28 protein-coding genes are annotated in these 23,024 nt (G+C 41.6%); 5 read left to right on the plus strand and 23 right to left on the minus strand.

The window, feature by feature from the left end:
- Positions 1-13 precede the first annotated feature (13 nt).
- The 12 genes from WG989_RS10345 to trxA all read right to left on the minus strand — a co-directional run bounded on the left by WG989_RS10345 (position 14) and on the right by trxA (position 10,537).
- Positions 14-1,180 (minus strand): cbb3-type cytochrome c oxidase N-terminal domain-containing protein, encoded by a 1,167-nt coding sequence (locus WG989_RS10345; RefSeq protein ID WP_340429244.1) that lies wholly within the window; start codon positions 1,178-1,180, stop codon positions 14-16.
- Between the two features lie 20 nt (positions 1,181-1,200).
- Positions 1,201-1,359: a CcoQ/FixQ family Cbb3-type cytochrome c oxidase assembly chaperone gene (locus WG989_RS10350; protein ID WP_340429245.1), complete on the minus strand. Its 159-nt coding sequence runs from the start codon at positions 1,357-1,359 to the stop codon at positions 1,201-1,203.
- A gap of 48 nt (positions 1,360-1,407) precedes the next feature.
- Entirely contained in the window at positions 1,408-3,540 is a 2,133-nt protein-coding gene (ccoN, locus tag WG989_RS10355) for a cytochrome-c oxidase, cbb3-type subunit I (protein ID WP_340429246.1), read from the minus strand.
- A 13-nt stretch (positions 3,541-3,553) separates the two neighbouring features.
- On the minus strand, positions 3,554-3,751 hold the full coding sequence (ccoS, locus tag WG989_RS10360) for a cbb3-type cytochrome oxidase assembly protein CcoS (RefSeq protein WP_340429247.1): 198 nt from the start codon (positions 3,749-3,751) through the stop codon (positions 3,554-3,556).
- Between the two features lie 111 nt (positions 3,752-3,862).
- Positions 3,863-6,250: a heavy metal translocating P-type ATPase gene (locus WG989_RS10365; RefSeq protein WP_340429248.1), complete on the minus strand. Its 2,388-nt coding sequence runs from the start codon at positions 6,248-6,250 to the stop codon at positions 3,863-3,865.
- Between the two features lie 141 nt (positions 6,251-6,391).
- On the minus strand, positions 6,392-6,838 hold the full coding sequence (locus WG989_RS10370; RefSeq protein ID WP_340429249.1) for an Hsp20/alpha crystallin family protein: 447 nt from the start codon (positions 6,836-6,838) through the stop codon (positions 6,392-6,394).
- 130 nt (positions 6,839-6,968) lie between these two features.
- Positions 6,969-7,253, minus strand: a complete 285-nt coding sequence (locus WG989_RS10375; RefSeq protein WP_340429251.1) for a hypothetical protein — start codon at positions 7,251-7,253, stop codon at positions 6,969-6,971.
- Positions 7,246-7,611: a phage holin family protein gene (locus WG989_RS10380; RefSeq protein ID WP_340429252.1), complete on the minus strand. Its 366-nt coding sequence runs from the start codon at positions 7,609-7,611 to the stop codon at positions 7,246-7,248. Before WG989_RS10380 ends, WG989_RS10375 begins: the two co-directional genes overlap by 8 nt.
- Positions 7,612-7,627: 16 nt before the next feature.
- Entirely contained in the window at positions 7,628-7,852 is a 225-nt protein-coding gene (locus WG989_RS10385; protein WP_340429253.1) for a YtxH domain-containing protein, read from the minus strand.
- Between the two features lie 103 nt (positions 7,853-7,955).
- Positions 7,956-8,408 (minus strand): pyridoxamine 5'-phosphate oxidase family protein, encoded by a 453-nt coding sequence (locus WG989_RS10390; RefSeq protein WP_340429255.1) that lies wholly within the window; start codon positions 8,406-8,408, stop codon positions 7,956-7,958.
- A 91-nt stretch (positions 8,409-8,499) separates the two neighbouring features.
- Positions 8,500-10,158 (minus strand): Na/Pi cotransporter family protein, encoded by a 1,659-nt coding sequence (locus tag WG989_RS10395; protein WP_340429256.1) that lies wholly within the window; start codon positions 10,156-10,158, stop codon positions 8,500-8,502.
- Between the two features lie 79 nt (positions 10,159-10,237).
- Entirely contained in the window at positions 10,238-10,537 is a 300-nt protein-coding gene (trxA, locus tag WG989_RS10400) for a thioredoxin (protein WP_340429258.1), read from the minus strand.
- 132 nt (positions 10,538-10,669) lie between these two features.
- Between trxA and WG989_RS10405 the strand changes: the two genes are divergently transcribed.
- The gene (locus tag WG989_RS10405; RefSeq protein ID WP_340429259.1) at positions 10,670-11,119 is read left to right on the plus strand and encodes a pyridoxamine 5'-phosphate oxidase family protein; all 450 of its coding nucleotides are present in this window, start codon (positions 10,670-10,672) and stop codon (positions 11,117-11,119) included.
- A 17-nt stretch (positions 11,120-11,136) separates the two neighbouring features.
- Positions 11,137-12,318: a phospholipase D-like domain-containing protein gene (locus WG989_RS10410; RefSeq protein ID WP_340429260.1), complete on the plus strand. Its 1,182-nt coding sequence runs from the start codon at positions 11,137-11,139 to the stop codon at positions 12,316-12,318.
- A gap of 110 nt (positions 12,319-12,428) precedes the next feature.
- Here the strand turns inward: WG989_RS10410 and WG989_RS10415 are convergent, their stop codons facing one another.
- The 5 genes from WG989_RS10415 to WG989_RS10435 form a co-directional block, all read right to left on the minus strand.
- Complete coding sequence (locus tag WG989_RS10415) at positions 12,429-13,442, minus strand: metal-dependent hydrolase (protein ID WP_340429261.1); 1,014 nt, start codon at positions 13,440-13,442, stop codon at positions 12,429-12,431.
- A gap of 8 nt (positions 13,443-13,450) precedes the next feature.
- Positions 13,451-14,542 carry a DUF6544 family protein gene (locus WG989_RS10420; RefSeq protein ID WP_340429262.1) on the minus strand — a complete coding sequence of 364 codons (1,092 nt, stop codon included), beginning with the start codon at positions 14,540-14,542 and terminating at the stop codon, positions 13,451-13,453.
- Entirely contained in the window at positions 14,539-14,709 is a 171-nt protein-coding gene (locus WG989_RS10425) for a hypothetical protein (protein WP_340429263.1), read from the minus strand. The genes WG989_RS10420 and WG989_RS10425 overlap by 4 nt, the downstream gene beginning before the upstream one ends.
- Positions 14,710-14,783: 74 nt before the next feature.
- A complete protein-coding gene (locus WG989_RS10430) occupies positions 14,784-14,999 on the minus strand; it encodes a YgaP family membrane protein (RefSeq protein ID WP_340429264.1) in 216 nt (71 codons plus the stop codon).
- A 264-nt stretch (positions 15,000-15,263) separates the two neighbouring features.
- Complete coding sequence (locus tag WG989_RS10435; protein ID WP_340429265.1) at positions 15,264-16,085, minus strand: universal stress protein; 822 nt, start codon at positions 16,083-16,085, stop codon at positions 15,264-15,266.
- 255 nt (positions 16,086-16,340) lie between these two features.
- On the opposite strand from WG989_RS10435, the gene WG989_RS10440 reads away from it, so the two are divergent.
- A complete protein-coding gene (locus WG989_RS10440; protein WP_340429266.1) occupies positions 16,341-17,438 on the plus strand; it encodes a baeRF3 domain-containing protein in 1,098 nt (365 codons plus the stop codon).
- Positions 17,439-17,485: 47 nt separating this feature from the next.
- Here WG989_RS10440 and WG989_RS10445 read toward each other — a convergent pair whose 3' ends face one another.
- Together WG989_RS10445 and WG989_RS10450 are read right to left on the minus strand one after the other, a co-directional pair.
- Positions 17,486-17,932 carry an Hsp20/alpha crystallin family protein gene (locus tag WG989_RS10445; protein ID WP_340429267.1) on the minus strand — a complete coding sequence of 149 codons (447 nt, stop codon included), beginning with the start codon at positions 17,930-17,932 and terminating at the stop codon, positions 17,486-17,488.
- 76 nt (positions 17,933-18,008) lie between these two features.
- Positions 18,009-18,533 (minus strand): YciE/YciF ferroxidase family protein, encoded by a 525-nt coding sequence (locus tag WG989_RS10450; protein ID WP_340429268.1) that lies wholly within the window; start codon positions 18,531-18,533, stop codon positions 18,009-18,011.
- 200 nt (positions 18,534-18,733) lie between these two features.
- Here WG989_RS10450 and WG989_RS10455 point away from each other — a divergent pair, with 200 nt between their 5' ends.
- Positions 18,734-19,120, plus strand: a complete 387-nt coding sequence (locus WG989_RS10455) for a hypothetical protein (RefSeq protein ID WP_340429269.1) — start codon at positions 18,734-18,736, stop codon at positions 19,118-19,120.
- A gap of 209 nt (positions 19,121-19,329) precedes the next feature.
- Positions 19,330-19,941, plus strand: coding sequence for a hypothetical protein (locus WG989_RS10460; RefSeq protein ID WP_340429270.1), 612 nt, complete (start codon positions 19,330-19,332; stop codon positions 19,939-19,941).
- Between the two features lie 10 nt (positions 19,942-19,951).
- On the opposite strand, the gene WG989_RS10465 is transcribed toward WG989_RS10460, so the two are convergent.
- The 4 genes from WG989_RS10465 to WG989_RS10480 all read right to left on the minus strand — a co-directional run bounded on the left by WG989_RS10465 (position 19,952) and on the right by WG989_RS10480 (position 22,959).
- A complete protein-coding gene (locus tag WG989_RS10465) occupies positions 19,952-20,428 on the minus strand; it encodes a hypothetical protein (protein ID WP_340429272.1) in 477 nt (158 codons plus the stop codon).
- Between the two features lie 84 nt (positions 20,429-20,512).
- Positions 20,513-21,490, minus strand: a complete 978-nt coding sequence (locus WG989_RS10470; protein ID WP_340429273.1) for an MlaD family protein — start codon at positions 21,488-21,490, stop codon at positions 20,513-20,515.
- On the minus strand, positions 21,472-22,266 hold the full coding sequence (locus WG989_RS10475) for an ABC transporter ATP-binding protein (protein WP_340429275.1): 795 nt from the start codon (positions 22,264-22,266) through the stop codon (positions 21,472-21,474). Before WG989_RS10475 ends, WG989_RS10470 begins: the two co-directional genes overlap by 19 nt.
- 6 nt (positions 22,267-22,272) lie before the next feature.
- Positions 22,273-22,959: an MlaE family ABC transporter permease gene (locus WG989_RS10480; RefSeq protein WP_340429277.1), complete on the minus strand. Its 687-nt coding sequence runs from the start codon at positions 22,957-22,959 to the stop codon at positions 22,273-22,275.
- Between the last annotated feature and the right edge of the window lie 65 nt (positions 22,960-23,024).

The raw sequence follows: 23,024 nt of genomic DNA on the forward strand, positions 1-23,024 counted from the left end.
CGTCAACGATCAATTAATTCGTTGCTGTACTTACTGTTGCTGTTGAATCTGCTTTTGGTGCTGCTTCTTTGTATAATTCGCCTTGTTGTTCTTTTGGATTCGGGGGTTTGGTGCCGTGCAGTGATTTGATAAAGCTGGCCAGTTGTGCAATTTGCACCGGTGAGTAATCATCCTGCCAGCTCTTCATTCCTTTTTCAGGCTTACCGTATTTGATCGTTTTGAAAATATCACTCATACTTCCACCGTTGATCCAGTAATCATCCGTTAAGTTGGGGCCTACACCACCTTGTCCTTCTTTTCCATGACAAGCTGCACACATTTGTACAAAATTATTTTTACCAGCATCTAATGCAGTTGGTTCATTCAAAAACACAACGGTATTTTCATCTACATTGCTGGCCGTTTTTGCGAGATAAGCTGCTTTTTGTACTTCAGCTTTCTGCATGGCAATTTCAAACTCCTGTTTGCTCAATGGTGCAGTTTCAGCAATATGGTAACGCCAGATATAAATTGCAGCAACGAGTATGCTTACATAAAAACCATACAACCACCAGGGTGGTAAACGGTTGTCCAGTTCACGGATGCCATCATAATCGTGTCCCAGATCAATATCAGTTTCTTGCTCAATTGGTTTTAACTTATTGAACTTATCCCAGAATTCTTTGAATGAAAATGTTTTCTTCTCCGCTGCATCCACTGCTGCAACAACTGCTTTTTCTTTTGCCAGAAAACTTTTTACAAACAATCCCAGTACAATGATTACCAGCAATTCTATAATAATGACGGTTGCTAATAACCAAAACGTAGTGGCAGACAAACCACCAATAGAAGTTGGTGCTGCAGCAACGGCCGCTTCTTCTTGTGCTATGCTCATCAATGGAGAAAGAAGCAATAAGATGATGACGATTGTTGTTGGAATGGTCGTATCGGTTTTCTTTTTTTCTTTTTCAAGAAACAATCCTGCGGTGCCCAACACTACATTGGCCAGTAACCCGATCACCAATAACAATACAAGAATAACAGCCAGCATGGTTAATGCCAGTGGATTATCCCAGATAGATGGAGGAGGTGCACTTGATGTTTGTTGTGCTGAAGCCATTGCGCCTGTAAGCAAGAAGGGAAGGAGCAACAGGATTCGTAGGAAATAGTTTTTAGCAGACTGTGGTTTATATGTGAACATAACTCTGTTGTTTTGATTGTTTAATCCAATGGAATACGACTGCGTTCATTCATTTCTTTCTTACTTGCACGCATCACATAAATAAACACAGCACAGAAGAAAATAAAGAAGATGAGAAACGAGCTTAAGCCGTAAACGCTTACGTTGCTGATCTTTTCGAGGTAGTTGATAAATTTCATTGTTGTATGATTTGATGTACAGGGCCTTGCAGCCCTGGACAATTTTTTTTATTCAGCCGAAGCAGTTTCTGTTTTCTTTTCTGCTTTAATGTCTTTACCTAACCGTTGCAGATAAGCGATCAATGCAATGATCTCTTTGTTCGCCGGTGTTTCGATCTTATCCATTTTTAAACTGATGCGGATGCTGTTGGCTTGCGTCATCAGATCTTTGTTGGCTTGTTGATCGTATCCTTTTGCATACGGCACACCGAGTGTTTGCATGGCTCTTATCTTGGCAGGAGTTGATGCTGTATCAAGATTGTTATCCAGTAACCAGCCATAGCGTGGCATAATGGAGCCGGGCGACATCAACGATGGCTCCATCATATGATTATAATGCCAGCTGTCGGGATATTTTCCACCGAGTCGTGCAAGATCTGGTCCTGTACGTTTACTTCCCCACTGGAACGGATGATCATAGATAAATTCACCCGCTTTGGAATATTCACCATAGCGTGCCACTTCATCACGGAACGGACGCACCATTTGTGAGTGACAGGTATAACAACCTTCACGTATATAAATATCACGACCCTGCAGTTCAAGTGCAGTGTATGGTTTTACACTGGTGATGGTTGGTATGTTTGATTTGATGAGGAACGTAGGAACTAATTCAAGAATACCACCAATGGCAACTACGATCAAACTGAATACTAATAACGTTGCCGGTCTGCGTTCGATCCAACGGTGCCAGTATTCTTTTACATGCGATGTTTCTTTTACCAATGGTGCCGCTTCCGCATCTTCGTTTGGAATAAAAGTTCCTTGTTTGGCTGTTTTGTATAAGTTGTACACCATCATGAATGCACCAATGAGGTAGAGTGTACCACCAACGCTGCGTGTGATATACATGGGGATGATACTGGTAACAGTTTCCAGGAACTGGAATTTTAATTGACCTGATTCAGTAAACGTCTTCCACATATCGGCTTGTGCAAAACCTGCCCAGTATAATGGAATCGCATAGATCACAATACCAATGGTGCCTAACCAAAAGTGATTAGTGGCTAATTTTTTTGAATACAATGTCGTTCCCCACATTCTTGGAATAAGCCAGTACAACATACCAAAGGCCATGAAACCATTCCATCCTAGTCCGCCAATATGAACGTGCCCGATCACCCAATCAGTAAAGTGTGCAATGGCATTCACGCTCTTCAAACTCATCATCGGTCCTTCAAACGTTGCCATACCATAACAGGTAACGGCTACTACAAAAAATTTCAACACCGGTTCTTCACGTACTTTATCCCATGCACCACGCAGTGTAAACAAACCATTGAGCATACCGCCCCAACTCGGAGCAATCAACATAACGCTAAACACAACGCCAAGTGATTGTGCCCAGTCTGGCAGGGCGGTATACAACAAATGGTGCGGGCCCGCCCATATATAAATAAAAATGAGGGCCCAGAAGTGGATGATGGATAAACGATATGAGTAAACGGGTCTGTTTGCAGCTTTGGGTAAGAAGTAATACATCAAACCGAGGATCGGCGTTGTTAAAAAGAATGCAACGGCATTGTGCCCATACCACCATTGTACCAACGCATCCTGCACACCTGCATACCAGCTGTAACTTTTAAACAGCGATACAGGAATTTCAAATGAGTTCACAATGTGCAGCATAGCAACCGTGATCCATGTTGCGATGTAAAACCAGATAGCAACATATAAATGACGTTCTCTTCTTTTGAAAATAGTACCAAACATATTTACACCAAACACTACCCACACTAATGTGATCATGATGTCGATAGGCCATTCTAACTCCGCATATTCTTTACCGGTAGTAAAACCAAGAAAGAGTGTAACGGCTGCGGCAACAATGATCGATTGCCATCCCCAGAAATGGATCCAGCTTAATTTATCGCTGAACATGCGTGCCTTACACAAGCGTTGGAGTGAATAATAAATACCAGTAAACATACAGTTGCCAACAAATGCAAAAATGATGGCGTTGGTATGAATGGGACGAAGGCGGCCAAACGTTGTACCCGGATAATCGAGTGATGCAGCGGGCAAATAAAACTGAATGGCTACCCATAAACCGGCGGTCATACCTACCAGGCCCCAGATGGCGGTTGCATTGGCAAAGTATTTTACGATCTTGTTGTCGTACTGAAATTTTTCGAGTTGCATAATATCTGTTTGTCTATGGTTTAGAGTTGGTCTTTTCTACGGACGTGGTCTTGGTTGTTGTTTTGGATGAAGGCTTGTCATCAAATAAAATGCGCAGCGGTGGCGATGTTTCATCGTCGTACTGCCCGCTTTTCACGCTCCACAGAAATGCGCCGAGGAAAAGTGCGGCCACTGATACACTGGCGATTAGTAATAAAATGATGACGCTCATATGAGTATGTTTTCGGGTGTAAAACTATTGGCGAGTACGGACGCAGAACCTGACGCAAATCAGAGAAAGGGTTGACATTCATCAAACCCATGATGACTTTGGTCAGCTTTTTTAATTCAAATGGAGACGACGGGCATACAACGAGGAAGCCCCGAAGGTTAAGAGGATGATGCTGATGGAACTGGACGGCATCAGGATCGCTGCCACTAATGGAGATAAGATTCCCTGCAACGCAAAACTCAGCCCAACAATATTGTAGAGGATCGACAGGACGAAACTTGCGATCACCACTTTTTTATTGGCTTTGGTAAACAGGAGATAGGAGGAGAGGCGTCTTAATTTATCTGCTTCCAGAATACCATCGCTGGCAGGTGTAAAGTTGTTGGTGCTTTCGGTTACAGCAATACCGGCATCGCTTTGTTTCAAAGCGCCTGCATCGTTCAACCCATCACCGATCATGATCACTTTATGGCCATTTTCCTGTAAGCGTTTTATATAACGGAGTTTATCTTCCGGTTTTTGATAGAAATGCAATTGCACATCATCCCCCAACTCTTTTTGCAGAATACTTCGTTCACTTTCATTATCGCCGGATAAAATGGAAATGCCGTAATTTTTTTTGAGTTGCAGGATCTGTTTAAAAATTGCAGGGCGGTAATGGTTACGAATGGTATAAAAACCCATCAACTCACCGTCAACCGAAACATACACAGAACTGCCATTGATTTGCCGGGTTACTCTGCCGGTTACAAATTCAGCCGATCCAATTGCAATGATCTGTTGATCAACAATACCGCTGATGCCTTTGCCGGTAAGTTCATGAAACTGTTGCACATTGTACTTTCCATAATGCGCCGCCTGCTTTGCCAGCAGCTTACTCAAAGGATGTGTGCTTTGTGCGGCAAGGGCTGCAATTTGTCCGGTTAATTCAGTGCTGAGATGTTTTCCGGAATAACGAATGTCCTGTTCTTCGGTAGTGGTAAGCGTTCCGGTTTTATCAAATACAATATGATCGGCATTCGCCATTTCTTCAATTGCCTGTGCGTTTCGTAAATAGAATTTGTTATTGCCGAGGATGCGGAGCACGTTGCCATTTGTAAAACTATTGGATAACAACAAGGCGCAAGGGCAGGCAACAATAAGAATGGTGGTAACAACATTCCATGCACGGCCGCCATCGTAAAAGCTCCAGTACAACGCACCGGCTGCCGCCAATGCAAAAACAATCCATGTAAAATAACGGCTGAGTGTATTTACAAACGAAACCTGTTGTGGTTTTTGTTTTTCGTCTTTATTCCACAGGCTGGTTAAATAACTCTGCGCCACTTCTTTCATTACCAGCAATTCGATATTGCCGCCGGTTTGTTTTCCACCTGCATACAACAACTCGCCCATTTCTTTAAGCACAGGAATGGATTCGCCGGTAACAAAACTATAATCGATCAATGCTTTTCCTCTGGTTAGTAATCCATCAACCGGAATCAATTCTTCGTTATGCAGAAGAATGGTATCGCCCACTTTAATGTCGGGTAAGGCGGTTGGAATTTCTTCCTCGTTTTTTAAAACAGTTACAGCAATAGGAAAGTAAGAAGTGTAATCCCGTTCAAACGATAATTGCTGATAAGTTTTTTCCTGCAGCACACGGCCCACCAGCATAAAGAATACAATACCGCTCATGGAATCAAAATAACCACCACCCGTATTGGTGAGTACCTCGTATAAACTTCTGCCAAAGGTCATAATGATAGCGAGTGCAATAGGCGCATCAATGTTCAGAAAATTATGTTTCAAACTTCCCCATGCACTTTGGTAAAAGGGCAGTGAACTGTAGAGCAGAACAGGTAACGATAATATGAGATTGAAATACCGGAAGGTTGACTGCATTTCTTTTTCAATGCCATCCAGTCCCAGGTATTCCGGAAAACTCATGAGCATGATGTTGGCAAAACAAAATCCTGCCACACCCAATTGATAAATGAGGCTGCGTTGAATACGTGGTTTTGCCTGTTGCAGATTTTGCAGACTGATGTACGGCTCATAACCAATACTGGTAAGCAATTCTGCAATGCTTCGCAGGGAAGTTGCCCTGTGGTTAAACACGATCGCTACTTCTTTGCTTGTAAAGTTCACACGGGATGAAACTACGGCTGCATTCAACCGATGCAGATTTTCCAACAGCCATAAACACGAACTGCAGTGGATCTGCGGTAAATAAAACGTTACATGCGTTTGTTCATCGTTTCGGAAGGAGATAAGTTGTTGCTGGATCTTGTCATCATCCAGAAAAGAGAATTTGTCTTGCCGGACTGTAATGCGTTGACTGGTGCCGGGGTTTTGATTCAGCTCGTAGTAATCGCACAGATCACTTTGGTTGAGCACCTGATATACGGTTTTGCAACCCTGGCAGCAAAATGTTTTGCCGGCGAGTTGAATTTGTTCGGTGATGCATTCATCACCACAGTGATAACATTTTACAGTTGTATGAGAAGACAAGTCCATAACAGGCTGCAAAATAAACCCGGTGCTGTTGCTGCTTTCTGACCAACGTCAGAAAATGGACTGATCATCCTCATTAAAATAAAAACCCTGCCACAAATCAATTGCGACAGGGCTCGGGTTACAATCCCACCATCGGTGAGACTATTTCACAGCGATATGTTTGCCCGCTGCCAGCTTCTTGGCTTCCTCTTTTTTTGGAAGCATCAGTTTCAATACACCATCTTCATACTTCGCTTCAATTTTTTCTTTGTTCACCTCTTCAGGCAAAGTAAAACTGCGGCTGAAAGAAGAGTAGTTGTATTCTTTTCTTGTGAATTGCTCTTCCTTTTCCTCTTTGCTTACTTCCTTTTCACAACTGATGGTCAGCATGTTTCCTTCTACATCAATGTTGAAGTCTTCTTTCTTCATGCCGGGTACAGCCAATGATACGTTGTAGTCATTTTTATTTTCAAGAATATTTACTGCAGGTACGGTCATTACACGTCCGAAAAATGAACTGCCGTTATCAAACCATTCATTCCATGGTTTAAAAAATTCATCAAATACTGTTGGCAGCATACCGGGTTTTGAAATCGCTCTGGTTGACATATACACCTCCTTGTTTTATGATGAGTAAATAATTTTCACTTGTTTAAAGATAGTTTACTGAGTAGCGGATTTCAAGAACCTGCATCAAGCGAAGTGGTGAGAGTAATCAGCGAAAAATTATTTGAGCATATTATTTCTTCGACATCCACTCCGCTACCTTTTCTTCTGCTTTTTCCACGCCGATCTTTGTAAGTACGGCTGCTATTTGCGAAAGTGAATCAGCTAAAGATGAATCTCCGTTCTGATGTTCTTTTGCAAAAAGATGCGCAAAAATCTGGCCAGCTACGTTCGTTGGCTTCAAACTTTTTTTCACATCCAGCCAGTCGTAACGGATCGCTTTTTCCAGTTCCACTTTTCGTTGCTCCAGTTTTTTTTGCCGGACTTTTAATTGTTTTATGGATCGGATCTTATTCATCTTCGTAGTCATCTTCATCAGTAAATAGTTGCCGCAGTAATGCATTCATAATGGGCAGTTGCAGTATACGATCTTTCAGCAGCCATACAAGCACACCAAGCAACAGGTAAATGCCACCAACAATTAAAAAGCCCCACGACAACGCTCCTGTAATACGAGAAAAAACAAATGCCAAAGCAGTACTGGCGAAAAACAGAAAGGTGATAAAGAACATCGCCACAACAACCGACGCAATCACGGTTGCTAATAGCTTTGAACTTTTTTCAGCTGTATTCAACTTCACCGCATCCATGCGGTTGTTGATATACTCTTTTACATGTTCCGCCAGTTCTTCTGCTTTGACAAATGTTTCTTCCATGTTGCCCGTTTTAAGCTTATGCCATTTCTTCCATCTCTTCACGCACAGCATCTGCTTTGCTGCGGATGTTTACTTTTAAACCACTCATTTTTTCTTTCACAGTGTCAGTAAGTTTTTTTCCACTGTCAGTAATTTTTTTACGGGTGTTCACACCTTTATCTGGCGCAAACAAAATGCCCAGTACGCCACCAGCCACAACACCTGCTGCAGCCGCAATAGCAATTTTTCCAATAGTGTTCATGTAAAAATGTTTGAAGTGAAGAATGATTTTTCTTTCGTTTCTAAGGTAGGATTTACAGCAAGCCATTCCAATGATGCTCATCATGGTTTGCAATGAGAATGGATCATTCTTTTTCGTAACGACCGGTTTTTTCAGAAAGGAGAATGCGGTAGATCACCGGCTTTACACTGTGGCTGCCGCTGCGTAAACGTTCGGCACTTAATTCAGGCGGATGCGCCGTAGTACTGATCTTCAGTTTCAGCATGCGGTCTACAAATAATTTCATGGCATCGTAGCGTTCCCGCTCACCGGTAATTTCCTGGTACGTTCCCCATGCAATTACACTTTTCCAGTTTTTATTGTTTTGTACTTCATCTACTTCAAAGCAAACTTCGGCATTGAGTCGCATCATCTTCACCTTCATTCCTTCCACCGAATGTGCAATAATCGAACGTCCGTCGTACACATAGTTAACAGGTACAACATAGGTTTTACCATTGAAGCTGCAACCTATGCGACCCAGATTAGCACTGTACAGCAGCTCATCTATTTCGGATGTGGTTAATTTTCCCAGCATGGCAACAATCTTTAACGGAAAACCAAAAGTATTCTGTTACTTCTTGTTGAACGATGATGAATGTCAGGCACTGTTTTGATGTTCCTCATTACTACCGGATGAAGCCGGGTAATTCGTCGAAGGCTACTGCTTCAGCATCTGTGAGTAACAGATCTTTTGTTGCAAGGATCAACGATTTGTAAGCGGTATATAATTCACGGTTGTAGTTAATAATGGTGGAGATCTCTGTTTCATTCAGGTGATCGATTGTACCCTGTTTATACAAATGACTCAGTTCCTCTGTATAACCTTTTATTATTTCACGATAAAGAGCAATCAATGCATCGGCATTTGCCGGCGCAGGTTTGTTTGCAGTAAGCACCTCGCCGATGGTTGAAATGAAATGCGCCGTGCGGTTGCGGCTTTCTTCATAATAGGTGAATTTTTTATCGTTCGATGAGTTTTTGAGAATGAGTGCATCATGCCATGCATCTTTCAGACTCTTGGCTGCATACATGCCGTTACGTACCGAAGAAATCAATAATTGAAACCGTGCAGTTTCTTCCGGTTGCATTTGGTTAGCCTGCATCTTCACATAAAACGCAAGTATATCACCGTGCAGGTGTTTAATGAACTCGTATTTTTCTTCCGGCGATTTTTTATAAAATTCATTGCCGTTCTTTTGCTCCGGCTTCAGTTCAAAAATATGCTTGGTATAAGCAATGATGAGTTGCAGAAAATGAGCAGTTTCCTGTTGCATGGCCTGCAGTGCCAGTTCTGTTTCTGCAGGTTTTATTTTGTGAATGAATAATGTTTCATCGCTGTTTTTTGCAAACCGGTTTGATAAAAATTTTCCGAACGGATTCAAAAACGGATAGAACAGTACAATACTGATGATATTCACCAATGTTTGAAACACCACCAATGCAAGTACATGATTTTTGACACCTATGGTTTCGCTGATAAACAATGCAAATGGGTCGAGAAAGAACACAAGGAGAAGTGAGATAATAACATTCATCAAAAAATTTCCGAGTGCTACCTGTTTTTTTGCAGGAATTCCCTTGGCCGATGCCAACAAGAGTTTGATTGTAGTGCCAACCTCAGCACCTAATACAATAGCCATGGCAGGTTCAAGTTCAATAGCGTTTGCATGCAATGCAGCAAGTACCAATGCAATGGTGGCCGAGCTTGCCTGTATAAGTGCGGTGATCAATATGCCGATCAATAAAAACAGTAATACAGGGTATTCATTAAAGCGGCTGAGATCGGTTTGTTGCACCATTGCTTCAACAGCCGTTTTCATAAAATTCAACCCCACAAACAAAAAACTGAAACCAAAAAAGAATTTACTTAGCTGAAACCATTTGCTGTGTTTGTTAAGTAATACCATAGCAATACCGGCAATACCTGTAACGGGCAATGCAAAACTTTCAATGTTGAATTCAAACCCAACAGTTGCTACGATCCAACTGGTGAACGTTGTGCCGATATTACTGCCCAGCATCATCGCCAAACCATTTTGCATTTGAATAATACCGCTGCCAACAAATGCAAGCAACATCAGGTTTACAATACTGCTGCTTTGCAACAACGCAGTAACAATGGCACCTGCACCAATGGCTTTTAATTTATGTTGCGTATGTTTTCGCAGAAATAATTTGAACGGGCGGCCTGCTAAATACTGTAATGCTTCTTCCAGCATATTCATCCCTAACAAAAAGATGGCAACGCCTGCAAGTATTTTCCAGATATCAAACGATACTTCCATGAACAATCAAGGTAATAATTATTCAGTATAAAAAAAGCCGGGCACAAAGCCCGGCAATAACAACCTGGTTCGAAGCAATTCAGCTCATCACCGTATTCAGGTGCTCCAGAATTTCATGGGCAGGAACCACACCGCTTTTCCGCCAGATCACCTGGCCATCTTTAAAGATGATAAGGGTAGGAACTGCCTGCACGCTGTAGCGATGAGTAAAACCCGGATTCTTGTCGATATCCATCTTCAGAACCGTCACACGGTCGCCCGCAGCTGCTTTCACTTGCTGCAGCACCGGCGTCATCAACTTGCATGGTCCACACCATTCTGCAAAAAAATCAACTACCACCGGTTTACTTCCGTAGATATGTGACTCAAAGTTGCTCATTAAACCAAAGCTAGTTTTTTATAACATCGATTGCTATGAGAACAGTCAACCATGCAGTTGATGTTCATCAGTAAGCCCGCTTGCATGCATCAGTAACTTTAAATGATCATTTCATCTTCTTAACGATTTGCTATGCTTGGACAACTCAACGAACAACAAATGAACAATCTGCTTGCCAGTCAGGTGGTGGGCCGGCTCGCCTGTACAGATTCAACACAACCATATCTTGTACCGGTTACGTATGCTTTTGATGGCACGTACATTTACGGACAAACAAATGAAGGGATGAAGTTGAATTTGTTGCGCAATAATCCCAATGTTTGTTTTGAAGTGGATGCAATGACCAATATGGCCAACTGGCAAAGCGTGATTGTGAAAGGAACATTTGAAGAATTAACAGACGAGGATGCAGAAAATGCCCGTACGATTTTGAAGAACCGGGTGTTTCCGATGATGACAAGTGCAACGATTGATGGTGAACAACACGAAGTAGAATCGGAGCTCGACGATAGCAACCGCCTGAAGCGTGTGATGTATCGTATTTCCATTGCTCAAAAAACAGGAAGGTTTGAAAAAAGATAAATGCTAACTTGGCCTTGATGGTGGCAGGCAAAGAGCTTTCTATTTCTTCAGCATACAGCAACTATAACCAGGTTGAGTTGGTTAGGGGTGGTCATGATTATTTTGACAGGCTGTTTCAACTGGTGGAAGAAGCCCGGTTCACCATTCATTTGCAGATCTATATTTTTGAAGATGATGAAACGGGTGTGGCCGTTGCGGATGCATTGATGAAAGCAGCCAAACGTGGAGTGCAGGTGTACCTGTTGCTGGATGGATATGCTTCTCAAAATTTACCGGATGATTTTATTGCAGAACTAAAAGCAAACGGTGTACAGTTCCGTTGGTTCGAACCGGTTTTTAAAGGCCGGTATTTTTATTTTGGCCGACGCATGCATCATAAAATTTTAGTAACAGATGCATTGCATAGTTTAATTGGCGGTGTAAATATTTCCAATCGTTATAACGATATGCCGGGGCAACCAGCCTGGCTCGACTGGGCCCTGTACAGTAAAGGCGAAGTAAGTGCAGAGATCTACAATCTTTGCGTGGATGTATGGAATAAATCGGGCTGGGGAAAAAAGAAGCACCAGCTGTTGAAAACAGAAGCATCCATTCATTCGCATGGTGAAGAGTGCTTGGTGCGGGTGCGGAGGAATGATTGGGTGCGAAGGAAAAATCAGATCAGCCGCAGTTACCTGGAAATGTTCCGCAAAGCTGAATCGCATATTACCATTATGTCGAGTTATTTTTTACCGGGTCGTGCGTTTCGGCGAAACATGGCCTTTGCTGCAAAGCGGGGCGTAAAAATAAAAGTGATCGCTGCCGGTACCAGTGATATTTCATTGGCCAAACATGCCGAACGTTATCTCTACCGCCGCATGTTGAAAATGAATATTGAGTTGTACGAATATCAGCCCAATGTATTGCATGGAAAACTCAGTACCTACGACAGTAAATTTGTAACCGTAGGTTCTTACAACGTCAATAACCTGAGTGCATATGCCAGTATTGAACTTAATCTTGATGTTCAGAACAAAGCTTTCGCACTGAAAGTGGAAGAAACCTTAGCAGAAATTATGGAGCGGGATTGTATCCTGATTACTGAAAAGGAATTTGAAAAACACAATACCATTCTCAAACGGATCTGGCAACGCATTTGTTATGAGATCATCCGCTTTTTGTTTTTTCTGTTTACATTTTATTTCAGACAGAAAAGCTAGGGAAAGCTTCGACCTGCTAGCAAAGGAATACAAACTGTCAACAACTACTTATACTTTCCCAACAACAGATACTTACTCATTACTCATCATTCATTACTCATTACTCATCTTCATCTATTTCCCTTCATTCGATTAAGCAGAAATTTAATTTCTTCTTTGCTCCAGCCGGTAAACCGTCCACGCTGTACTACTAATTTATTTTCACTGGGATATTGCAGGAAATAATGAAACACAAACCGTTCTTTCGGATTGTGCCAGCCGAGGATCTGTCCAAAACGAAGATCGTTAAACACCAGCGTGTCGCCCCATTTTTCCAGCGTATAAAATTGTTGTGAGAAACGAACTAATTTTTGCATGTCTTCAAATTGATCAACCGGATTCAATAATGAATCGTTGCGTGGAAAGAAATTAAAATCCATTCCCGGGTTTTGATCAAATATGGAGCGGTAGCCAATGTAATAACCACTGTCGTTCCCTGCAACCACATACCATAGCCAGTTGTTGAGCGGAGTAGGAGTGGTGAAATAACGTTGATGCGGAATATTCTGCTTTACAAAAATTTCTTTTACTTCTTTATCAATAGAGAACTTATTGTAGCTGCAATAGGTGAGATAGAGAAAGGGCATGAAAATGCCGATCTTCCACCACAGCGGACGAAGTGGATGAAAACGGTTGAGCAGCAGGAGTGCAGCAAATGCAATGCCAGGCCATATTGAAAAGAAGATATCGGCCACATACAATGTATTAAATGAAAACCGGTGATCATCGAATGGAATCAACCAGCCGATACCATAATTATTAAATGCATCCAGAAACAAATGCATCAATACTTCTACTGCAAAAAACAATGCCCACTTTTTGAAGCTGATATTATGCGGCCGGTGAATTTTTTCAGCAGCCATGGCCATGATGGGCACAATGAGTACAGCAAATAAAAGTGAATGTGTAAAGCCACGATGTGCCAGCAAATCATCAGCTGTACCCATCCAGAACGAAGCAACGAAATCAATATCCGGAATACTCTGCGCCAATGCGCCCCAAAGCATTGCTTTTTTGCCAAAGCCTTTTTCAAAAAAAGCTTCGCCAATACAGGCACCTAACGCTATATGTGTAATTGAATCCATGCAGTTGATTATGGCGTGAAAGTAAACTGAATGTCGGTAATTTCAAGTTCAAGCCATGTAAAATCTCCATCACGCAATTTCCAGGTTACATTATTCTTAACCGGAATACGGATGCCATCAAACGTTTTGTAAGCAATACAAGTTACCTGCCACTTTTCAAGCGATGATTCATTTTTATTGATGTAATAGCGATCTGCTTCAAATTTTTCAACATCACCGTTCGTTGTGAAATAGAAAATACCCGATGCTGTTGTACCACCATACTGCATGGTTGCTTTTGCACTGTGTTCATCAATGGCTTCCCATTTAATATAACCGCTGAGCGCTGCAGACGGAAACCAACAGGTTTCAGCAAGGTAGCGCAACAATGTTCCCTGATCAGTTGTGGACCCTTTGCTGGCGGCAATGGTAAACAGTCCGTATGCTTTAATGAGCATGTTGCCTTTGCCTTCTTTGTATTGATCTCTTCCATTAATAAATAGAAACGTTGATGGTTGAATGGTTGTATTCCAGAGAAAGGAAGGTTGATCGATACTGAAGTACTGCTCGGCAGCAAATGGAATCCACTCGCCATTGGGTTTGTTTCTCATTTCACCTTTCTGCTGTAAATGCACACGTTGAATGGCTGGCCGGCCAACTACGCCACTCACCTGCAACCATTTTTGTACGGGGTAAGGTAACGATTTGATTTGTTCGTTTGTAATGAGCGAATTCGCTGAACTGAGTGGTAGTGAGAGAAGTTGGTTTACTTCTTTCCTGTACATGCGATTAAATTGCCACTGAGCAAATGAAGGAACTGCAACAAGCAGAACTATGATATTTGCAACCGTTCCAATCTTTGCATCTTTCCAATACCAAATGATCAGCACTTGTGAAATAAACACCGCCACAAATGCAAACAGGCTCCAGTTTTCTTTTTTCAACAAGTAGTAAACGGCAGCTGTTGTAAAAAGCATGGCTGCAAACAGCCACAGCATACCCATTGGTTTGGAAATATATTTCGTAAGTGCGGGCAGCTTACTCATTCCAAAACTATTTGTAAAACCCATGAGCTGGATGAGGCCATGTGCCATCATCAAAAAAGCAAATATGTATTTCATGCGGATAGAATTTTTATTCTGCGCTTTTTGATTTCTTCTTTGATGGCAGCAGGCATTTCTCTGCAAGTACAATGTTTTGCATGTTCGATATGCCAGGCAATACGCTCATCCATCGTTGGATTTTTTGGCATGCGATGTTGCAGATGCCATTCTTTATTGAGTTTCATAGATATGAGTATAACATCCAGTTCAATTGAATTGGATGTGTGATGAATAGAATACCAGTGATTTTTTGTTTTTGTTAGGCGCTTGTTTTCTTTGCCGGGCAACTGCTGATGCCAAATATTGCGTACAACGGACAAAAGCTTACAAGACTTGTAAGTACAAATACAGCCGCAACAACCAGTGCTACGATGCCCCAAGTGCCGGTAACAATATTCTGAAACCAAAGCAAAGCAAGTATACCTGCTATACAAAGACGAATGATACGATCGGCATTCCCCATGTTCTTTTTCATATAATGTGTTTTATGATTGAAAAAATTCTATCAGCAAGGCAATTGCAACAACAAATCCTACGCATAACAAACAGATGAGCAGAAATTTTGCGGTTGTTTTTTTGTTGATTGCCATGCTGCTGTAAACCTACCTCCCGCACATGTGGTATTGAATGATGCTGATTGCAGCGATCAATGATCGTTATCATCCCGGGCTAATAAAAAAGAGAGGGGCCGATGGATATCGGCCCCGAAACAATCACCAACCAAATTGCTATCTATCTGTTATCTGTGTGCGATAAATACCGGTAGTTTATGTTCTGCGATCACATCTTTCACCAAGCTCTTGCGAATGAGTTGTGAAATTGCCGAACGTCCAAATGCACCTGTTACCAACAACGCACTTTCACGGTTATTCATCCAGGTGCTGAAATATTTCTCAGGGCTCATATCCAGCTTCATCAAGGTGAGATCGCTGAAATGCCGTGCCACCAGTTCTTCAATATTTACCTGTTGCGGGAATTCATTCTTGCCGTCTTCCTGCACATACACCAGCAACGTAGGTTGTGTTGTTAATTCAGGAAACAGGTATGCAAATTGTTTGATGGCATAAACAGACGATTCGGAACCATCATAACAAAGAATGTTTGTTTTCGGAAAATCATATTTCTCAGGAACTACTACCACCGGACACTCTGATCTGTGTAAAATATCCTGCAGGTATTCGTTCATCTTTCCACCCAGGTTTTCATAAAACACTTCACTGCCAATGACCAGCACATCTGCAAAACGTGTTTCGGCCTTCAGTTCAGGCAGGGCAAAATCATACAGGTCTTCGTGCACCCGGTAATCCATTCCATTCTTACGACAAAGGGTTTCAAATTTTTCGATGTTTTCTTTGATCACATCAGTGTCACGCTCTTCTACTAAGGGTACAAACATAGGACCGCTCATACCATCGGCATAGCTCCATAAGTTGGCGGCTTGTGCCTGTGGCAAAAAGGCACCGGTTACCAAAGCAGGTTCCAACTCATTCAGTTGACGGGCAAATTGAAAAGCTCCGTTTGAAAAATGAGTTCCGTCGAATGCCAGCAGAATCTTTTTCATGATGAATGATTTTGAAGGTTAAAGATCAGCCGCCGCAGATTTTTAAAAAATGACTGTCAGCAGCTTTTTTTATGATTGGCATCAAAAAAGAAGCCTGAATTTCGATTTCGCTGCTCATGGATCGTACTGTTAAGGTGAGTGAAAAGCAACGTGCAGATTCCCTGTCTTTTATGAGTAGCATCAAAGCCGGTTGTGATGGCAGTCATATTTTTTATAGATCAAGTGAAATAGCTTTCCTGTCTAAACGAAAACGATATGAATGCCAATCTTGCTCCTGAAATTCGTGAAGTAATGGGGGCGCTTCATTACAGACCTTCTGTTTCGATTATTCTTCCGTTTGAGCCGAAAATGAATTTGAAAACAGAGTTGATGTACACGCTGAAACTGGCGGTGAAAAAAGTGGAAGATGAACTGGTGGCACAATACCCCGGCGAAATGTCTGCACTGGTCATGAATAAATTAAATACCCTGGTAAAAAATCTCAACTTCAATTCATTTAAGAAAAGTATAGCGCTTTTTGTATCGCCTGTGTTTGAAAAAGTATTGTACCTCGATGTGCAGGTGGAGGCGAAGATCATTATCGATGAATCGTTTGAGATCAGAGACCTGGTGTACAGTAAAAAGCAAGTTCATAAATATTTAGTATTGCTGTTAAGTGGAAAAGAAAGCCGTATGTACCTCGGTAATACAGGTGAGCTTGTTCGCATCATCTCCGACAAGCCCGAGCATATTGATGCTTATGTAAATGAAGTGCCGGAGCGTACTGCTAATTTCTCCGATACATCGGAGCGCAAAGAAATTGTAATGGATAAATTTCTGCAGCATATTGATCATTCACTGGACATTGTATTGCATGCGTATCATCTTCCGTTGTTTGTAATGGGCACCGACAGAATTATCGGACATTTCAAACAACTTACCAAACACGAGAAATCAATTGTTGAAACCATACGTGGCAATTATGAAGAAAGTTCAATGGCAGAGTTGAAAGCTGTACTCGAACCGTATATCAACGATTGGAAAAAAGTAAAAGAAAAAGATCTGCTCAATCAGATCGAAGAAGCAGCGGGCAAAAAGAAACTGGCAGTTGGGATGAAGGCTGTTTGGCGTGACACTTCACATAAAAAAGGTCAATTGCTGGTAGTGGAAAAGAATTACATGTTTCCAGCACAGCATAGTGCAGCAGCAGATGTAATTGAAAAACTGGAAGAGCCCTACAACCGGTTCTCCTATATTAAAGATGCAGTAGACGACGTAATTGAGAGTGTGCTGGATAATGGTGGTGATGTGGAATTTGTAGATGAAGGAACGTTAAAGGAGTATGAAAAGATCGTATTGATCAATTATTATTGAGAATTGGTTGACTGAAAAAAAAACCACCCGATCGGGTGGTTTTCAATTTAATAAACAACGATCCGTAATGCATCTGTTTTAACAGGAGCGCTTTCTTTCGGAATATAGATCTGCAGCAATCCTTCTTTATAAAACGCAGATGCTAATTCCGGATTCACATTCTCGGGTAATAAAATATGCCGGTCGAAACATTCATAGTTGAACTCATGCAGGTGAAAGTTTTCACCCGTACAATCAATACTGCTCTTTACAAACAATGCAATGGACAACACATGATCGTTCACTGCCAACAGAAAATTCTCCCGCTTTGCACCGGGTATGGCTACTTCTACGGTGAAACTTTCTGCACGGTCACGCACATTCACCAATGGTTGCACAACCGTACCTTCTCTGTGCAATTTTAATTCTTCTGCTAACTGTTCCAGTTCAGGCAAGGGAGTGTATTCGCCCGGATAAACGTAATGAATGCTGCTTTTTGAAGAATAATGTTCCATATAGATTGTTTTAATTGTAACCAATATGTGTTGCATCATTTTCAAACGACGGATCATTCATTACAACACATGCCTGTTATCCCGGCAGTACAATCGGTGATTTTGCCCTGAAATTTATTTCGTACTGTGCCAGCTGTGTTAAGCGGTCATCAATTTGTTTTTCATGTACTTCTGCCCGGTGAAAAAAGATGGCAGCCTTGTCCATACCTAACGTATTCGCAAACGCTGCAGCTGTACCATAGGCACTGATCTTGAAATGATTGATCATTTGCACACTTGCCAGCAGGCAGGCATCTGTTACTTCTGCATCGGCACACAGCGAGAGTTTTTCATTTGTATCCGTAATATATGCACTCATAATACGGTTGGTAAGGCTCAGCGAAATAAGCTGTTCTGCATTTACAAATTCTTCCAGGTTGTACAAATGTTCGCCAATATCATCCCGGTACTTCTGCAATACGGTTTTCAGTTTTACTGAATTGGCTTTGCTGATCCATTGCGGTAATACATTGTTCAATTGCATTTCGGCGCTGGAGAATTTACTTGCTTCGTGATCGAGCAGGTTATGGAGTGTGGTAATACCTGTAAGTTCCTGTTTCATAAAAATGCTTTTTATCAGTACCGAATATATTCGATCACAAAGCCGTTTCCTATGATTACTGTCATACAGCTTTTGATGATCCTCATTGGTTTTTACAACAAAAAGAATGTGTTTTGGAATGATGATTGTGGCAACAGGAGTTGCAACAAAAACCGTTCCTGTGCAAGCTATAACCGGAAGCACTTGCTAAAAACAAACACATGAAACTGTTTCTGTTTCTCCTCACGGCATTTGTGGCTTTTACAGCTATTGTGTCTGGAGCGTTGCTGGTCAGTTACCCCGATGGTTCGTTGTTCAGTATGTCAACAAGCCTGCTTACTGCAACGCCGTTCACCAATTTTCTTGTGCCGGGTCTTATTCTTTGTATTGCAGTAGGCGGTACAAATCTCATCGCAGTTATTCGCAATCTGCAAACACACCCACAGCGCTACGATTGGTCCATTGCCGGTGCCGTTATGATCATGGGTTGGGTGGTTGTACAGATGCTGCTCATTGCCGTGTTGCATTGGTTGCAGTTTGTGTACCTCGGTATTGGATTGATGATGCTGTTGCTGAGCTGGCAACTGAAAGGGAAGTGGGCGGTGTGAGTTTTGGAGTGTCAAATGTCAGATAGTTTAATAATCCGGCACCATTAATTTTCCATCCATGGTTACAGCAACTAATAGCCTTCAGGGTTGCCAACCTTTCAAAGGTTGGTAACCCTTTCCTTGACAGTTCATCTCACTCATTTCTCAATTCAGTCAGGTGTGTATGTTCATTTTTTTGTGATCATCTACTTTTATGGAAATTATGAATTGTGAAAAGAAACGGAACAGTACAATTGCAATTTTTATTTCCGGTTATCATTGGTCTGGCTTTTGTTGCATGCAAAAAACAAAACCTGCAACAGCCGCCACCGGTAACAGGTCCGGAGATGGAATATATTGAGCTGAACAATCGGGAAATTAAGGCAAACATGCCTTCAGTTAATCTGGATATCAATCAAGATGGCAAAACAGATATTGCTTTTGCAACTGTACTGGTAGGCGATAACCTGAATCAGGTTGATAAACTGCAGTTTTTAGTCGCCACTAATATCAGCGTGAACTTACCTGTAAACGGTAATGAAGAAATTCCTGTGTTAAAGAAAGGAGAATCGATAATGCCGGGAAATTTTAATGGCTATCAGTGGTTTGAATTAGCTGGCATTGTTCTTATTCAGAAGGTGATCTCTTTTACACAACCTCCTGTATGGGAAGGGCATTGGAAAAATGCAGTGCGTAACTATCTTCCTTTCCAGATTTTAGCGAATGAGAAACGTTACAATGGCTGGATAGAACTAAGTGTTGATTTGCCTGCCGAAAAAATTATACTGCACAAAGCAGCCATCAGTAAAGAAGCAAATCGAATTGTGAAAGCGGGGGAGTGAGTAATCCTAATTAATCACAGTTTAATAAATCATACTGGTCTTTATCAAGCCTCAGTAGTGTTTTTGAATACTTTGATATTTCAATTGTCAATTTGTCGCCAACAGCGACTTTGTCAAATACTTCGCTCATTATCAAATCCAGTTTCTTTAATTCAGGAGTATCTGTGAATATTATTTTATCCCCCTTCTTTGTCGACTTGCCGGTTACAGTGATAGTGCCAACATATTTTTTTTGATTGCTCTTATCCTTATAATAAAGTAAATAGTCTTTAATGGTTTTAACAGTAGCAACAATAGCGATAATTATTAAAAAGGCGAATGTTGTTGGCCAATATCCAAATCCTTTTTTGGATAGTCCAAACAATCCGAAAAGAAAGGATGCCGGCACACAGAGAATTAGAAATAGGACAGCTGTCAGTCTAAATGACTTTTGTATGGAATCTATTTTCTGTAAATCTGATTGGTTAAAATTGGCAACTGTAAGCATATAGTTGATCAAAGGCATTAAAGCTAAATATACATAAATCACGTAAACGCCAATTCCTTCACGTGATTTTTAAATCCAGAATTACTACTTCTTCTTCTGCCTCTCCAATCTCCTGAAATAACCCCTGAATAAAAAATTACTTTTCAACGCTTCCATGTTCTGATTAAATCCATCGGTTCCTTGTTCAATATTCTGCAAACTGTTGTTCAGCTTTTGCACCAGTAAAGAATCTCTGAGCAAACTATGAACAGTGCCTTTGCCATCGTTCACATCATTTTTCACAGAGAGAGTAAATGCATGTAAGTCTGCTGCCAGCGAATCGGCATTGCTGCCCACCAGTTTTATTTTTTCAATGGCTTCATTCAGGTTGTAAGCAATGGCTGTATCAGTAATAATTTTTCCCAGCGATCCATTGCCTTGTTTTACATCAGCAATAATGGTTTGCAGATCTTTCACCATCAGATCGGCTTTTACTGTTGCTGAGCGAATGTTGTTGACGGATGCAAGAATGTTTTTTGGTAGGGCTTCGTTATCGAGCACCTGCCACAAGACTTTACTGTTGTTAATGCGTTGCACGGTATTCTTCAGATCTTCTGAAATAACAGCAACGTTCTGGTTGGTGCGGTTCAGCAGCTCAAGCATTTCATCGGTGCTGATGAGTTTTTTTGTACGCAACACATCGCCGTTCATTGCAAATGCTGAACCGTCTTTTGATGGCGTGATCTGCAGCAATTTATTTCCCATCAATCCATCTGTTGATATACTCACCACATCATTCACCCGTATAAATTGTTTCATGTCTTCTTCAATCAGCATTGTTACTTCAATCGAAGAATCGCTGATGATGGCCACTTTTTTTACTGTACCCACCTGTATGCCTGCATAGCGGATGTTGTTGCCGGGTGTTAAACCCTGCACATGTTCAAACCTTGCTTTCAAAATATAATTGCTACTGAAAAGGTTACTGTCCTTACCGATCATATACAAACCAAGGATCAGCAGAAACAACCCGGCAATAATGAAGATGCCCAGTTTGATATTATTTATTGTTTGCTTTGCCATTGTTCAAAAAATTGTTTTACCAGCGGATCATTATTTTGTTCAAGTTCACGATAACTTCCCTGGGCATAACATTTACCATCGATCAGCATTACAATACGGTCGGCTGTCATGCGGATACAATTCATGTCATGAGAAATAATGATCGATGATGTGTTGTATTTCTCACCCATCTCCAGCATCAGTTCACTGATCTCTTTGGCAGTGATGGGATCAAGACCGGTTGTTGGTTCGTCATACAACATGATCTCCGGATCAAGGATCAACGTTCTTGCCAATGCAATACGTTTGCGCATACCACCCGAAAGTTCAGCCGGCATCATATCAACTGTATGGGCAAGGCCAACATTGGTCAACACTTCTATCACTTTCTCATTTGTTTCTGCTGCGGTTACTTTTATCCAGTGGCGGCGCAACGGGAATTCAAGATTTTCACGCACTGTCATTGAATCATACAAGGCATTACTCTGAAACAGGAAGCCCACTTTTGCACGCAGTACATCCAGTTCTTTACTGTTGAGTTTGATCACATCATCGTTTAATACAGTAATATCGCCGGCATCCTGTTCCAGCAAACCAATAATGCATTTGATGAGTACAGATTTTCCTGAACCTGATTTGCCCAGCACAACTACATTCTCACCTTTGTACACATCAAGATCAAAATCTTTCAGCACGTGATTCGTACCAAAGGATTTGTACAAATGCCGGATGGAAATAACCGGTTCGCTGTTTTCTTTAACTGAAACTTCTTGTTGTATGTTTTGCTCATCCAACATCATTCATCAGTTTAAACCAAGCAGATCGGTGATCTGCACCGCCAACAGATCAATGATAAATACTGCAACAGAACTTACTACAACAGCAGAATTCGCTGCACGTCCAACACCTTCGGTTCCTTTTTGTGCGTGGTAACCTTTGTAACAACCGATCATACCAATGGCAAATCCAAAGAAATAGGATTTGATAAAGGCAGGCATCACATCGCTGAATGCCAAACCATCAAATACCATTTTAAAAAACAATTGAAAACTGGTAACGCCTTTGATGTTTACTCCAATATAAGAACCGTATAAAGAAATCGCATCACCTGCAATTACCAGCAACGGCAACATGAAGGTTGATGCAAGAACTCTTGTAACTACCAGATATTTGTAGGGATTGGTGCCGCTTACTTCCATAGCATCGATCTGTTCTGTTACTTTCATGCTGCCCAGTTCTGCACCAATGCTGCTGCCGATCTTGCCGGCAAAGATCAAGGCCGTTATAACGGGGCCGATCTCTCTAACAATGGCAATACCTACCATTTCAGGTAGTTCCGTTGCAACCCCATAGTCGAGTAAAGCAGGTCTTAACTGCATTGTAAGCACAAGCCCCATGATAAAACCTGTAAGTCCAACAAGTGGAAACGATTTGTAACCGATCATGTAACACTGGCGAACAAATTCACTGAATTCGAAACGGGCTTGCATAGTTTGCCCGATAAACCGAAAGGAAAAGCGACCGAGTAAGCCGGCCTCCACGAGCGTCTTTTTGA

Source organism: Lacibacter sp. H407 (genome assembly GCF_037892605.1).
Classification (GTDB): Bacteria; Bacteroidota; Bacteroidia; order Chitinophagales; family Chitinophagaceae; genus Lacibacter.

Bases quoted from the DNA above. Each gene is read 5' to 3' on its own strand.
- WG989_RS10440 (WP_340429266.1), top strand. From the start codon at position 16,341: ATGAATGCCAATCTTGCTCCTGAAATTCGTGAAGTAATGGGGGCGCTT.
- WG989_RS10450 (WP_340429268.1), bottom strand. From the start codon at position 18,533: ATGAAACAGGAACTTACAGGTATTACCACACTCCATAACCTGCTCGAT.
- WG989_RS10385 (WP_340429253.1), bottom strand. From the start codon at position 7,852: ATGAACACTATTGGAAAAATTGCTATTGCGGCTGCAGCAGGTGTTGTG.
- WG989_RS10445 (WP_340429267.1), bottom strand. From the start codon at position 17,932: ATGGAACATTATTCTTCAAAAAGCAGCATTCATTACGTTTATCCGGGC.
- WG989_RS10455 (WP_340429269.1), top strand. From the start codon at position 18,734: ATGAAACTGTTTCTGTTTCTCCTCACGGCATTTGTGGCTTTTACAGCT.
- WG989_RS10365 (WP_340429248.1), bottom strand. From the start codon at position 6,250: ATGGACTTGTCTTCTCATACAACTGTAAAATGTTATCACTGTGGTGAT.
- WG989_RS10375 (WP_340429251.1), bottom strand. From the start codon at position 7,253: ATGAATAAGATCCGATCCATAAAACAATTAAAAGTCCGGCAAAAAAAA.
- WG989_RS10470 (WP_340429273.1), bottom strand. From the start codon at position 21,490: ATGGCAAAGCAAACAATAAATAATATCAAACTGGGCATCTTCATTATT.
- WG989_RS10425 (WP_340429263.1), bottom strand. From the start codon at position 14,709: ATGAAACTCAATAAAGAATGGCATCTGCAACATCGCATGCCAAAAAAT.
- ccoS (WP_340429247.1), bottom strand. From the start codon at position 3,751: ATGAGCGTCATCATTTTATTACTAATCGCCAGTGTATCAGTGGCCGCA.
- WG989_RS10370 (WP_340429249.1), bottom strand. From the start codon at position 6,838: ATGTCAACCAGAGCGATTTCAAAACCCGGTATGCTGCCAACAGTATTT.
- WG989_RS10350 (WP_340429245.1), bottom strand. From the start codon at position 1,359: ATGAAATTTATCAACTACCTCGAAAAGATCAGCAACGTAAGCGTTTAC.
- WG989_RS10475 (WP_340429275.1), bottom strand. From the start codon at position 22,266: ATGTTGGATGAGCAAAACATACAACAAGAAGTTTCAGTTAAAGAAAAC.
- WG989_RS10480 (WP_340429277.1), bottom strand. From the start codon at position 22,959: ATGCAAGCCCGTTTCGAATTCAGTGAATTTGTTCGCCAGTGTTACATG.
- WG989_RS10415 (WP_340429261.1), bottom strand. From the start codon at position 13,442: ATGGATTCAATTACACATATAGCGTTAGGTGCCTGTATTGGCGAAGCT.
- WG989_RS10420 (WP_340429262.1), bottom strand. From the start codon at position 14,542: ATGAAATACATATTTGCTTTTTTGATGATGGCACATGGCCTCATCCAG.
- WG989_RS10410 (WP_340429260.1), top strand. From the start codon at position 11,137: ATGGTGGCAGGCAAAGAGCTTTCTATTTCTTCAGCATACAGCAACTAT.
- WG989_RS10345 (WP_340429244.1), bottom strand. From the start codon at position 1,180: ATGTTCACATATAAACCACAGTCTGCTAAAAACTATTTCCTACGAATC.
- ccoN (WP_340429246.1), bottom strand. From the start codon at position 3,540: ATGCAACTCGAAAAATTTCAGTACGACAACAAGATCGTAAAATACTTT.
- WG989_RS10430 (WP_340429264.1), bottom strand. From the start codon at position 14,999: ATGAAAAAGAACATGGGGAATGCCGATCGTATCATTCGTCTTTGTATA.
- WG989_RS10465 (WP_340429272.1), bottom strand. From the start codon at position 20,428: ATGCTTACAGTTGCCAATTTTAACCAATCAGATTTACAGAAAATAGAT.
- WG989_RS10435 (WP_340429265.1), bottom strand. From the start codon at position 16,085: ATGAAAAAGATTCTGCTGGCATTCGACGGAACTCATTTTTCAAACGGA.
- WG989_RS10405 (WP_340429259.1), top strand. From the start codon at position 10,670: ATGCTTGGACAACTCAACGAACAACAAATGAACAATCTGCTTGCCAGT.
- WG989_RS10395 (WP_340429256.1), bottom strand. From the start codon at position 10,158: ATGGAAGTATCGTTTGATATCTGGAAAATACTTGCAGGCGTTGCCATC.
- trxA (WP_340429258.1), bottom strand. From the start codon at position 10,537: ATGAGCAACTTTGAGTCACATATCTACGGAAGTAAACCGGTGGTAGTT.
- WG989_RS10380 (WP_340429252.1), bottom strand. From the start codon at position 7,611: ATGGAAGAAACATTTGTCAAAGCAGAAGAACTGGCGGAACATGTAAAA.
- WG989_RS10390 (WP_340429255.1), bottom strand. From the start codon at position 8,408: ATGCTGGGAAAATTAACCACATCCGAAATAGATGAGCTGCTGTACAGT.